The 11518-nt window shown below is 71.4% G+C and carries 12 protein-coding genes; 5 read left to right on the forward strand and 7 right to left on the reverse strand.

The genetic code is table 11. From position 1 onward, the window contains the following. The first annotated feature begins 73 nt into the window (after window positions 1-73). Window positions 74-679, forward strand: a complete 606-nt coding sequence (locus AB0I54_RS02875) for a MarC family protein (protein ID WP_363294063.1) — start codon at window positions 74-76, stop codon at window positions 677-679. A gap of 134 nt (window positions 680-813) precedes the next feature. On the opposite strand, the gene AB0I54_RS02880 is transcribed toward AB0I54_RS02875, so the two are convergent. Beyond that, window positions 814-966: a hypothetical protein gene (locus AB0I54_RS02880; RefSeq protein ID WP_363294064.1), complete on the reverse strand. Its 153-nt coding sequence runs from the start codon at window positions 964-966 to the stop codon at window positions 814-816. A gap of 171 nt (window positions 967-1137) precedes the next feature. Here AB0I54_RS02880 and AB0I54_RS02885 point away from each other — a divergent pair, with 171 nt between their 5' ends. After that, window positions 1138-2031: an NYN domain-containing protein gene (locus tag AB0I54_RS02885; protein ID WP_363294362.1), complete on the forward strand. Its 894-nt coding sequence runs from the start codon at window positions 1138-1140 to the stop codon at window positions 2029-2031. Here the strand turns inward: AB0I54_RS02885 and AB0I54_RS02890 are convergent. Together AB0I54_RS02890 and AB0I54_RS02895 are read right to left on the reverse strand one after the other, a co-directional pair. Then, the gene (locus AB0I54_RS02890) at window positions 2028-2909 is read right to left on the reverse strand and encodes an alpha/beta hydrolase (protein WP_363294065.1); all 882 of its coding nucleotides are present in this window, start codon (window positions 2907-2909) and stop codon (window positions 2028-2030) included. The genes AB0I54_RS02885 and AB0I54_RS02890 overlap by 4 nt on opposite strands. A gap of 118 nt (window positions 2910-3027) precedes the next feature. Then, on the reverse strand, window positions 3028-5508 hold the full coding sequence (locus tag AB0I54_RS02895; protein ID WP_363294067.1) for a DEAD/DEAH box helicase: 2481 nt from the start codon (window positions 5506-5508) through the stop codon (window positions 3028-3030). Between the two features lie 485 nt (window positions 5509-5993). Between AB0I54_RS02895 and AB0I54_RS02900 the strand changes: the two genes are divergently transcribed. Further along, a complete protein-coding gene (locus AB0I54_RS02900) occupies window positions 5994-6752 on the forward strand; it encodes a ferritin-like domain-containing protein (RefSeq protein ID WP_363294069.1) in 759 nt (252 codons plus the stop codon). Between the two features lie 49 nt (window positions 6753-6801). Here the strand turns inward: AB0I54_RS02900 and AB0I54_RS02905 are convergent, their stop codons facing one another. From AB0I54_RS02905 to AB0I54_RS02920, 4 genes are all read right to left on the reverse strand, one after another. Beyond that, window positions 6802-7071 (reverse strand): hypothetical protein, encoded by a 270-nt coding sequence (locus tag AB0I54_RS02905; protein ID WP_363294070.1) that lies wholly within the window; start codon window positions 7069-7071, stop codon window positions 6802-6804. A gap of 254 nt (window positions 7072-7325) precedes the next feature. Further along, window positions 7326-7553 (reverse strand): DUF3107 domain-containing protein, encoded by a 228-nt coding sequence (locus AB0I54_RS02910; protein WP_363294071.1) that lies wholly within the window; start codon window positions 7551-7553, stop codon window positions 7326-7328. Window positions 7554-7720: 167 nt separating this feature from the next. Continuing rightward, window positions 7721-8365, reverse strand: coding sequence for a TetR/AcrR family transcriptional regulator (locus AB0I54_RS02915; protein WP_363294072.1), 645 nt, complete (start codon window positions 8363-8365; stop codon window positions 7721-7723). Window positions 8366-8532: 167 nt separating this feature from the next. Beyond that, entirely contained in the window at window positions 8533-8757 is a 225-nt protein-coding gene (locus AB0I54_RS02920; RefSeq protein ID WP_363294073.1) for a hypothetical protein, read from the reverse strand. Window positions 8758-8924: 167 nt separating this feature from the next. Between AB0I54_RS02920 and AB0I54_RS02925 the strand changes: the two genes are divergently transcribed. Together AB0I54_RS02925 and AB0I54_RS02930 are read left to right on the forward strand one after the other, a co-directional pair. Further along, window positions 8925-9938, forward strand: coding sequence for an alpha/beta hydrolase (locus AB0I54_RS02925; protein WP_363294074.1), 1014 nt, complete (start codon window positions 8925-8927; stop codon window positions 9936-9938). Between the two features lie 8 nt (window positions 9939-9946). After that, window positions 9947-11476, forward strand: a complete 1530-nt coding sequence (locus tag AB0I54_RS02930; protein WP_363294075.1) for a DUF3152 domain-containing protein — start codon at window positions 9947-9949, stop codon at window positions 11474-11476. The last annotated feature ends 42 nt before the right edge of the window (window positions 11477-11518 follow it).

Genomic DNA, 11518 nt, shown 5'->3' on the forward strand with positions numbered 1-11518 from the left:
CTCACGCTCACCTTCACCCCCCCGCCCTCTTCACTCGCACTTCTCCCTCTTCACTCGCAAGGCTTGCTCACCCATGTTCGACGTCGCCGTGTTCGGCTCCCTCTTCCTCACCCTTTTCGTCATCATGGATCCCCCCGGGATCACCCCGATCTTCCTCGCGCTGACCGCCGGACGCCCCGGCAAGGTACAGAAGCGCATGGCCTTCCAGGCCGTCTGTGTCGCCTGCGGTGTGATCACCGTCTTCGGACTGCTCGGCCACCAGATCCTGAACTACCTGCACGTTTCCGTCCCGGCGCTGATGATCGCGGGCGGGCTGCTGCTTCTGCTCATCGCGCTCGACCTGCTCACCGGCAAGACCGACGAGCCCAAGCAGACCAAGGACGTCAACGTCGCCCTCGTACCGCTGGGCATGCCGCTGCTGGCCGGGCCGGGCGCGATCGTCTCCGTCATCCTGGCCGTGCAGAAGGCCGACAGCGTGGCCATGCAGGTGTCGGTGTGGTCGGCGATCCTCGCGATACATGTCGTGCTGTGGCTGGTGATGCGCTACTCGCTGCTGATCATCCGGCTGATCAAGGACGGCGGCGTGGTCCTGGTGACGCGGCTGGCGGGCATGATGCTCTCCGCCATCGCCGTGCAGCAGATCATCAACGGGGTCACGCAGGTGATCAAGGGCGTGTGAGGCCCGGGTCCGGCGTGTGAGGCCCGGGTTTCCGGAGCCCACGCATGCGCAGAGCCCCCGTACGGCGTCGGTGCCGTACGGGGGCTCTGAAGCTTCAGCGGTGATCCGCGTCTGTTTACGGTGATCCGCGTCTGTTACGAGACCGTGGTCTCGGCCGGTCGGATCCACAGGCGCTGGCCGATCGCGGCGGCCTGCTGGACTATCCGGTTGACGGAGGCGGCATCCACGACGGTGCTGTCCACGGTCGTCCCGTCGACCTCGTCGAGTCGCATGATTTCGAAGCGCATGGCCTCTCCCTTCGTCTTGCTGTTCCGTCATAGTCAACGGGCTGCGTGTTACAAACATTCCCTACGCTAAAGAAATTTTTCGAACGCCTAATTACCGACTGGTAAGAGGTTGCCACGAGACTGACCGGGACCGGTTGTGTTCGCAGCGTGACCGCCAGGACAATGGAGGCGATGAACGACGACCTCGCGGCCCTGCAGGCCCGCATCGAGCGCACGAACGAGCTGCTGCAGCGCATGCTCGCCGAAGTGGCGAAGACGCCCTCGACCCATGCGATCTTCGTCGACGCGGGGTATCTGTACGCGGCCACGGGCCGGCTGGTGGCCGGGACGGAGGACCGACGCGCCTTCGACCTCGACGCCGAGGGCCTGATCGAGGCGCTCATCGACCGCGCCCGCACGATCTTCGCGGACAGCAGGCTGCTGCGGGTCTACTGGTACGACGGCGCCCGGCGCCGCATCCACACGGCCGAGCAGCAGTGCATCGCCGAACTCCCGGACGTCAAGGTCCGCCTCGGCAACCTGAACGCCAACAACCAGCAGAAGGGCGTCGACTCGCTGATCCGCACCGACCTGGAGTCACTCGCCCGCCACCGCGCCATCAGCGACGCGGCGCTCATCGGCGGCGACGAGGACCTGGTCTCGGCGGTGGAGGCCGCGCAGGGGTACGGCGCCCGCGTCCACCTGTGGGGCATCGAGGCCCCCGAGGGCCGCAACCAGGCGGAGCCCCTGCTCTGGGAGGTCGACAGCCAGCGCACCTTCGACCTCGAATTCTTCAAGCCGTACGTCTCCCGGCGCACCGCGCCCGCGTACGAGGCCACGGCCAATCGGCCGACCCGCGAGGACGTCCGCTTCGTCGGCGCCCAGATCGCCGCCAAATGGCTGTCCGCCCGCGGCCGCGAGGCCCTCGTCGAACTGCTCCCGGGCCACCCCTATCTGCCCGGCTCCGTCGACCAGGACCTCCTCGTCGAGGCCGAGGGCCTGCTCCAGTACTCCCTGCGCGGCCAGGCGGACCTGCGCCGCGCCCTTCGGGACGGCTTCTGGGAGCATCTGCAGACGCAGTACTAGCCCTGCTGTGCGACCCGGTCCCAGAAATCGGCGATCGCACGGGCGGTGGTGAGCGGCTGGTCGGTGTTGGGCGAGTGCTCGGCGCCCTCGACGACCGTCCGCCGGGCCCTGAGCCGTACGGCCATCTCGTCGAGGAGCGTCACCGGCCAGGTGTCGTCCAGCGCCCCCGACAGGACGTGGAACGGCAGGGGTACGGCGGCGAGTTCGGCGACGCGGTCCGGCTCGGTGCACAACTGGCGCCCCGTGGCGAGGAGTTGGGCAGGCTTGTTGCCCAGCCAGCGGCGCCGCAGGTCCTCCCGGTCGTCGAGGCCCTCGTCGAGCTCGCCGGTCTCGGTCTCCTCCGGCGCCTCCATCGCCCGTATCGCGTCCCACACTTCGTCCATCGACATCACGGCGAGCGCGTCGCGCAGCAGCTTCACGCGCTGCTGCTGGGAGACGGAGATCTGGGCCGGGCCGGAGGCCATCAGGGTGAGCGACAGAAAGGGGGTGTGGTCGATGAGCACGGCGGCACGCGAGATCTGCCCGCCGAGCGAGTGCCCCAGCAGATGCACGGGCGTCCCGAGCGCCTCCGCCTGGGCCAGCACGTCGCGCGCCAACTCCTCCTGCGCGTAGGCCGATTCGTCGTGCTCCGGGCCGTCGGACTCGTACTGACCGCGCCCGTCCACGGCGACGGTACGGTACCCGCGCTCGGCCAGCGGCACATGCAGCGGGTTGAAGTCCTCCTTGCTTCCGGTGAAGCCGGGCAGCAGCAGCGCCATGCCCCTGGGCTCCGTACCGGCGGCCACGGGAGCGTCTACGACGGCGAACTCGCCTCGCGCGGTACGCAGGGAGTACGCGCGGGCGCCGGGGGGCGGGGCGAACGTGGGAGGCCTGCTCATGAGCAGAGGCTATCGGGCGCCCGCCCGCCGCGGTGGGGCAGGGACGCCGACGGCCCGGTCCCACACGAGGTGGGCCGGGCCGTCAGGCTGTTTCTCGGGTCGCTGCCTGCTCGCCGGATCAGGCCTCCGGGGCCTCCACGGCCGCGGCTGCCTTACGGGTCCGGCGCGCCCTGGGCTTCGCCTCGGCCGGGTCGCCGGTGGCTTCGGCGGTGGCTTCGACGGAGGCGGCGGCCTTGCGGGTGCGGCGCGGCTTGGCCGCGGGCTCCTCGGTGGCCTGCGCCGGAATACCGGCGCTCACCGCGGCGGCGGCCTTGCGGGTCCGGCGCACGGCGGGCTTGGCCTCCACACCGTCGACTGCGTCGACGGCAGCCGTCGCCTTCCGGGTGCGGCGGGGCTTGGCCTCGGCCTCGGCGGCCTCCGGGGCTTCCACGACGGCCACGGCGGCCTTGCGGGTGCGGCGCGGCTTGGGCTCCGTCGCTTCCGCGGTCTCCACGGTCGCCTCGGGGGCGGCGGCGGTCTTCCGCGTGCGGCGGGGCTTGGCCTCCGTGCCCTCGGCCGTGTCCACGGCGGCTTCGGCGGTGGTGGCGGCCTTGCGGGTGCGCCGGGGCTTGGGCTGCGTCGCCTCGGCGGTCTCCACGGTCGCCTCGGGGGCGGCGGCGGTCTTCCGCGTGCGGCGGGGCTTCGCCTCGGTGGCCTCGGCCGTCTCGACCACGGCCTCGGCCGCCTTGCGCGTACGACGGCGCGGCGCGGCTTCGACGGCGACGGCCTCGGTGGCGGTCTCCGGCGCCTCCACGGCGGCCGTGGTGGCGTTGGTGGCCTTGCGGGTGCGGCGCGGCTTGGCCTCGACGGCCTCGGCCGTGTCGACCGCGGTCTCGGCGGCAGCCGCCAGCTCCGCGGCCTTGCGGGTGCGACGGCGCGGCTTCGCCTCCGGCGCCTCGGCGGGGGCCGTGGCCACCGCTGCCTCGGGCTCGGCGGCGACCTCGGCCGTGCTCTCGGCCGGCGTCACCGCCTGCTCCGCCGACTTGCGCGTACGGCGGCGGCGCGGCTTCTCCGGGGTCTCGATCGCGGCAGGACCCTCCGCCGTCGTCACCGCGGCCTCGGCGGCCTCGGTCACGGTCGGCTGGGCGGCCACGGCCACCGGCTGCTCCGCGGACGACGCCCCACCGCGGGTGCGGCGACGGCGGCGCGGGGTCCGGGTGGACGTCGGCTCCTGTGCCGCGACGGCCTCGGCGGCCGGCGACGCGGAGTCGACCGGAGTCGTACCGGCCGTGGAGTCCGTTTCCGCTCCGCCGCGCGTACGGCGGCGACGACGCGGTGTACGCGCCGGACGCTCACGCTCGGCGGAACGGTCCTCGCCACGACCGCCCTGGCCACCCCGGCCACCGCGACCGCGCGCACCGCGGCCACCGGTCTCGCCCAGGTCCTCCAGCTCCTCCGCGTCCAGACCGGCGCGCGTGCGCTCCGATCGCGGCAGAACACCCTTGGTGCCCGCGGGGATGCCGAGGTCCTCGAAGAAGTGCGGGGAGGTGGAGTACGTCTCCACCGGGTCGTTGAAGCCCAGCTCCAGCGCCTTGTTGATGAGCTGCCAGCGCGGGATGTCGTCCCAGTCGACGAACGTGATCGCCGTACCCTTCGCGCCCGCGCGGCCCGTACGGCCGACGCGGTGCAGGTAGGTCTTCTCGTCCTCGGGGGACTGGTAGTTGATGACGTGCGTCACGCCCTCGACGTCGATGCCGCGCGCGGCGACGTCGGTGCAGACGAGGACGTCCACCTTGCCGTTGCGGAAGGCGCGCAGCGCCTGCTCGCGGGCGCCCTGGCCGAGGTCGCCGTGGACCGCGCCGGAGGCGAAGCCGCGGCGCTGGAGCTGCTCGGCGATGTCGGCGGCCGTGCGCTTGGTGCGGCAGAAGATCATCGCCAGTCCGCGGCCGTCGGCCTGCAGTATGCGGGCGATCATCTCCGGCTTGTCCATGGAGTGCGCGCGGTAGACGAACTGCTTGATGTTGGCGACGGTCGCGCCCTCGTCGTCCGGCGCGGTGGCGCGGATGTGGGTGGGCTGCGACATGTACCGGCGCGCGAGGCCGATGACCGCGCCCGGCATGGTCGCCGAGAACAGCATGGTCTGGCGCTTGGCCGGAAGCATGTTGATGATCTTCTCGACGTCGGGCAGGAAGCCCAGGTCGAGCATCTCGTCGGCCTCGTCGAGGACCAGGCACTTGACGTGGCTCAGATTGAGCTTCTTCTGGCCCGCGAGGTCCAGGAGCCGGCCCGGGGTGCCGACGACCACGTCGACGCCCTTCTTCAGGGCCTCGACCTGGGGCTCGTAGGCCCGGCCGCCGTAGATCGCGGTGACGCGCACGTTGCGCACCTTGCCCGCGGTCAGCAGGTCGTTGGTGACCTGCGTGCACAGCTCGCGCGTGGGGACGACGACGAGCGCCTGCGGGGTGTCGGTGAGGGATTCGGGGGCGGCGCGTCCGGCCTCCACGTCGGCGGGGACGGTCACGCGCTCAAGGAGCGGGAGGCCGAAGCCCAGCGTCTTGCCGGTGCCGGTCTTGGCCTGGCCGATGACATCCGTGCCCGAGAGGGCGACGGGGAGCGTCATCTCCTGGATGGGGAAGGGGGTGATGATGCCGACGGCTTCCAGGGCCTCGGCGGTCTCGGGAAGGATCCCGAGTTCTCGGAACGTCGTAGTCAGGGTGCTGCCTCTTCTGTGAGTCGCGGCGCGAGGCGAGCGCGGGGGGTCTTTGACGGACCGTGCCGGGGACGTCGGCTGCCTTACGGGCAAACCACTCGGGCAAGCCGTATGGCACGGGACCACTGTCGACGCTCTAGCGCTCGTACCGCTGAGGGTGTCCCTCCGGTTGTCGTACGCACAGTGCCGTACGGCCAGGAGGGCTGTCGGGTCGGAGCCGATCGGGCCACCGACCGGGCATCCTCATACGTGCGGCCTGTCGAGGTACGACGACGTACCAGCAGGCGCATTACCACCATACCCCGGAATCGCGCACACGCGATGGCCGAATTGGTCACGTAGTCGTCGTCACAGTGGTTGACCAGGGGCTTCCGACGGGCGTCGGGCGGGCTATTGTGCGCTTCATGACGAGCTCTGACAAGCCTGACAACGCCCCCGTGGAAGCCTCGCCCGAAGCCACCGGAGTCGCCGCCCAGGACTGGGCGAAGGCCTCGGGCGACCCGCAGTACCGCGCCGCGGTCGTGGACCTGCTCGGCGCACTCGCCTACGGAGAGCTCGCGGCGTTCGAGCGGCTCGCGGAGGACGCCAAGCTGGCGCCCACGCTGGCGGACAAGGCGGAGCTGGCCAAGATGGCCTCGGCCGAGTTCCACCACTTCGAGCAGTTGCGGGACCGGCTCACCGAGATCGGCGAGGAGCCCACCCAGGCCATGGAGCCCTTCGTCGCCGCCCTCGACGGCTTCCACCGGCAGACGGCGCCCTCGGACTGGCTGGAGGGCCTGGTCAAGGCGTATGTGGGCGACTCGATCGCCAGCGACTTCTACCGGGAGGTCGCGGCCCGCCTCGACTCCGACACGCGCGAGCTAGTCCTGGCCGTCCTGGACGACACGGGACACGCCGGCTTCGCCGTCGAGAAGGTGCGCGCCGCGATCGACGCCGACCCGCGCGTCGGCGGCCGTCTCGCCCTGTGGGCGCGGCGTCTCATGGGTGAGGCGCTCTCGCAGTCCCAGCGGGTCGTCGCCGACCGGGACGCGCTGTCCACGATGCTCGTCGGCGGCGTCGCGGACGGCTTCGACCTCGCCGAGGTCGGCAGGATGTTCTCCCGCATCACCGAGGCGCACACCAAGCGGATGGCGGCGCTGGGGCTGGCGGCGTAGTTGCTTCGCCCCGGCGCGGGATGTCGTTGCGGACGGCGTCGGTCAGGTCCTACGCCGGGGCTGATCGTCGCCGGAGTCTCCTGGCCGGGCGCAGCAGCAGCGACAGCGAGGCCGCGGAGACGATCGCCGCGCCGAGGAGGCTCAGCAGGACCGTGCCGGGGCCCAGCGCGCTGTGGGTGACGAAGTCACCGAAGAGGGCTCCGGCCACGCCCGTGCAGAACACCAGCGGACGTGCGGGCAGCCGGTGGGACAGACGGCGGACCGCCGCCCATGCGAGGACCGCGCCGAGCAGGGCGGAGCCGACAGCTTCCAGGATCATTACAGGTCCCTCCCACACGGCCGGCCTGCGCTTCACGGTCGTAGCCCGTCATACCCGTGACCTGCGGAATGCAATCCTCCCCTGTGGGTGACTTGTGCTCCGCATGTGGGGCTGTTCCGCGCGGGGGCGCACAGGTTTCCCCGCGGGAGGCCACAGGTTTCCCATACCGGAGTTCACAGGCTTCCCGCACCGGAGTTCACACGGAAAGGGGCCCGACGGCTGTACGCCATCGGGCCCCTTTCCGTCAGCTGTGACTACAGCGCGCTGAAGCCCACCTTGCGGACCGTCGGCTCGCCGAGCTCGACGTACGCCAGGCGGTCCGCCGGCACCAGCACCTTGCGGCCGCGCTCGTCCTCAAGGCTGAGCAGCTGCGTCTTTCCGGCCAGGGCCTCGGACACCACGCGCTCGACTTCCTCCGCGCTCTGACCGCTCTCCAGAACGATCTCGCGGGGCGCGTGCTGCACGCCGATCTTGACCTCCACGGCTATGTCCCTCCGACGGTCAGTGAAGTGCGCGACCTTCCGCGCCGTACCCAGCACACATTAGCCCGGTGAGGGGACCTGCACGCAGCGCGCAAGAACGCCAGGAGCGAACAGCGGCCGGGAACAAACCCGGCCGACGTGCCCACGACCCTCGACGGCTCTGCTCATCAGTGGTTCTGTTCGATGCCGTGCAGCGGGAAGCCGGCGATGCCCCGCCAGGCCAGCGAGGTCAGCAGTTGGACCGCCTGGTCGCGCGGGACGGTGCGGTCGCTGTGCAGCCAGGAGCGCGCGACCACCTGGGCGAGCCCGCCGAGACCGGAGGCCAGCAGCATCGACTCGGCGCGCGACAGTCCCGTGTCCTCCGCGATGACGTCGCAGATCGCCTCGGCACAGTCGTTGGTCACCTTGTCGACGCGCTCGCGCACCGCGGGCTCGTTCGTCAGGTCGGACTCGAAGACCAGGCGGAACGCGCCGCCGTCGTCCTCGACGTACGCGAAGTAGGCGTCCATGGTCGCCCGGACGCGCTGCTTGTTGTCGGACGTCGACTCCAGCGCGCCCCGCACGGCCTGGATCAGGGACTCGCAGTGCTGGTCCAGCAGGGCCAGGTAGAGGTCGAGCTTGCCCGGGAAGTGCTGGTAGAGCACCGGCTTGCTGACCCCGGCGCGCTCGGCGATGTCGTCCATCGCGGCAGCGTGGTAGCCCTGCGCCACGAAAACTTCCTGGGCGGCGCCCAGCAGCTGGTTCCGTCGGGCACGGCGCGGAAGGCGAGTGCCCCGCGGGCGTGCCGCCTCTGTCTGCTCGATGGCTGTCACGCCGCCTCCCAAAGTCGTCCACATGCGGTGTGCGCCGCGCGGCCATCGTACTTTTCGGTAACCGTGGTGTGCGCGGTGCGAGCGCAGAATTTCACGTACCGGACGGCGGCGAAAGCCCGTCGAAGGGCAACAAACGGGGCAGGTCACTCCCCGTGTCGTCGTCGGCGTCAGCGGTAATCGTCCTCGTCGAGGGACACGACCCGCCTCTGTTCGAGGAGATCCGCCTCGTTCGCGACGGCCGGGTCGACGTTCTCCAGGGGTTCGTCGCGGTCCGGTGTGACGTCCGCGTGCTGCTGCGCGGCGTCGTTCTCGGGCGCCTCGACGTCGATCTCCGCGGCCTCGTCGTCGGCGAGTTCCTCGAAGACATCCGGATCGGTGGGGTCAAGGGCCATGACGGGCTCCCTTCCGTGGAATGTTGTCCCTGGGAGAAACAGGGGCGACAAGCGGGTGCCCTCTGTAAGAGCGTAGGAGACACCTGATTCGGACGCTATGCGATTCAGGCCTGTTCTGTGACCGCGAACACACGATCCACTGCGTGATCGTCTCGTAACATTGGCGCATGTCTTCGACCGAGCTGCCGTTCGTGCCTGCCACCAGCGTGCTCCCGAAGGTGGCGCGCGTCAGGGTCGCGGAGGGCGAGCGACTCGGTTCGGTGACGCTTCCCGGTGTCACGCTGTCCATCCGGTCGAGACCACCCGCGCGCGAGGGACTGCCGCCCGCGCTGTACGTCCACGGGCTCGGCGGTTCCTCGCAGAACTGGTCGGCACTCATGGAGAGGCTGGACGGTGTCGTCGCCGGTGAGGCGGTCGACCTGCCGGGCTTCGGCGACTCCCCGCCGCCCGACGACGGCGACTACTCCATTACGGGACACGCGCGCGCGGTGATCCGCTATCTCGACGCGACCGGACGCGGCCCGGTCCACCTCTTCGGGAACTCGCTCGGCGGCGCCGTCGCCACGCGCCTCTCCGCCGTGCGTCCCGATCTCGTACGGACGCTCACGCTCGTCTCGCCCGCACTGCCCGAACTGCGCGTGCAGCGGACCGCGGTGCCGACGGGGCTGCTGGGGGTGCCCGGCGTGGCCGCGCTGTTCACCCGGCTCACCAAGGAGTGGACGGCCGAGCAGCGGGTCCGCGGAGTCCTGGGCCTGTGCTACGGCGACCCGGGGCGGGTGACGCCCGAGGCATTCGGACACGCCGTGGACGAACTGGAGCGGCGGCTGCAACTGCCGTACTTCTGGGACGCGATGGCGCGCTCCGCGCGCGGGCTCGTCAACGCCTACACGCTGGGCGGACAGCACGGGCTGTGGCGCCAGGCCGAGCGCGTCCTGGCCCCGACCCTGCTGATCTACGGCGGCCGCGACCAGCTCGTCGGCTACCGCATGGCCCAGCGGGCGGCGCGCGCCTTCCGCGACTCCCGTCTGCTCTCCCTGCCCGACGCCGGGCACGTCGCGATGATGGAGTACCCGGAGACGGTGGCCGCGGCGTTCCGTGAACTCCTCGCGGACCTGGGGGAGTCGGCGCCGATGGCCCCCGACGGCGGTTCCGGCGCGGTCGACGCGGGTGCGGGGAGCTGAGGGCCGACGTGGGACGCCACAGCCGCCGCGGATCCTCCGCCAAGGGCGATGCCGCGGACATAGGGGGAAGGCGGGGGCCACGAGACTCCGCCGGGATCGAGGGGCCGCCGGATGTGCCCGGTCCGTGGGCGGGGCACGTACCGCTCCCCGGACAACGGCAGGCACCGACGGGCGGGGGGACGGGATTCACCGACGGGACTCCCGCGCGCGGGGTACCGCGTCTTCCTGATGGCACGCCGGCTCATGGGGTGCCGCGTCTGCCCGACGGGACTCCCGCTCATGGGGTGCCGCGTCTGCCCGACGGGACTCCCGCGCGCGGCGTTCCGCGTTTCCCCGACGGCACGCCCGCCCATGGCACCCCCCGTTTCCCCGACGGCACCCCCCGATCCCGCGGTGGGCATCCCGAGCAGCGTGAAGCCGGGGGTGGCTGGGGTGAGTTGAGGGGGCGCGGTGGTGCGCCCGGAGCCGGTGCGCCCGGAGCGGGTGCGGCTGGGCTCGGCGTGGCGGGGCCCGGTGTGGCCATACCGCGGCAGCGGCAGGCGATGCCGGGCCTACCGCGGCAGGACTACCTCGACGCCTTCGACGAGGACGACGACGTCTTCACACCCCGGTCCGGAGCCGGCATCGGCGCCCAGCGCACCGAGTCGCCCACCCCCGGCACCGCACCGATGGTCCCCGGGCCCGACGCGGACGACGGCACGCCCCCGGCGGCGCCGTCCGGGGAGACGAAGAGCACCAAGGGCCGAGCGTTCACCGGCATCGCGGCCGCCGCCGTCACCACCGTGCTCGCGGTGATCGTGGCCGGTCAGGTCGCCGACGGCCGCGACGACGCCGATGTGCGGTCGCAGTCGGCCACCGACCAGGCCCGCGCCGACCAGGACTCCACCTCGCGCGGCCAGGGCCGGACCACCCCGTCCGCCGCGCCGAGCGTGGCGACGCTGACGTACGAGCAGAAGATGGCCACGAAGTACCCGCTCGGTGTCACGCTCAAGGGCTCGGGGAAGTTCGAGGCCGTACCCGGCGTCGACAGGGCGCCCGGCAAGGGCCGGAAGTACACCTACCGCGTGGACGTGGAGCAGGGGCTCGGCCTGGACGCCGAACTCTTCGCCCAGGCCGTGCAGAAGACGCTCAACGACAACCGCAGCTGGGCCCACGGCGGCGCCCGGACCTTCGAGCGCATCTACTCCGGCAAGCCCGACTTCGTGATCACACTGGCCAGCCCCGGCACCACCGCGCAGTGGTGCGCCAAGTCCGGTCTCGACACGACGGAGGACAACGTGTCGTGCGACTCCGCCTCCACCGAGCGCGTGATGATCAACGCATACCGGTGGGCGCAGGGCAGCAAGACGTACGGGAACGAAATCCACGCCTACCGGCAGATGCTCATCAATCACGAGGTCGGCCACCGGCTGGGCTACGGCCATGTGAGCTGCGACAGGAACGGCGAGTTGGCCCCGGTCATGCAGCAGCAGACCAAGTTCCTCGACCACGACGGAATCCACTGCCTGCCCAACCCCTGGCCCTACCCCAAGAGTTGACAAGCGCCTCGCGCGTCGTGCACCGGTCGGTGGCGCGCGCGG

Origin of the sequence: Streptomyces sp. NPDC050625, assembly GCF_040654755.1 — a bacterium.
Classification (GTDB): Bacteria; Actinomycetota; Actinomycetes; order Streptomycetales; family Streptomycetaceae; genus Streptomyces.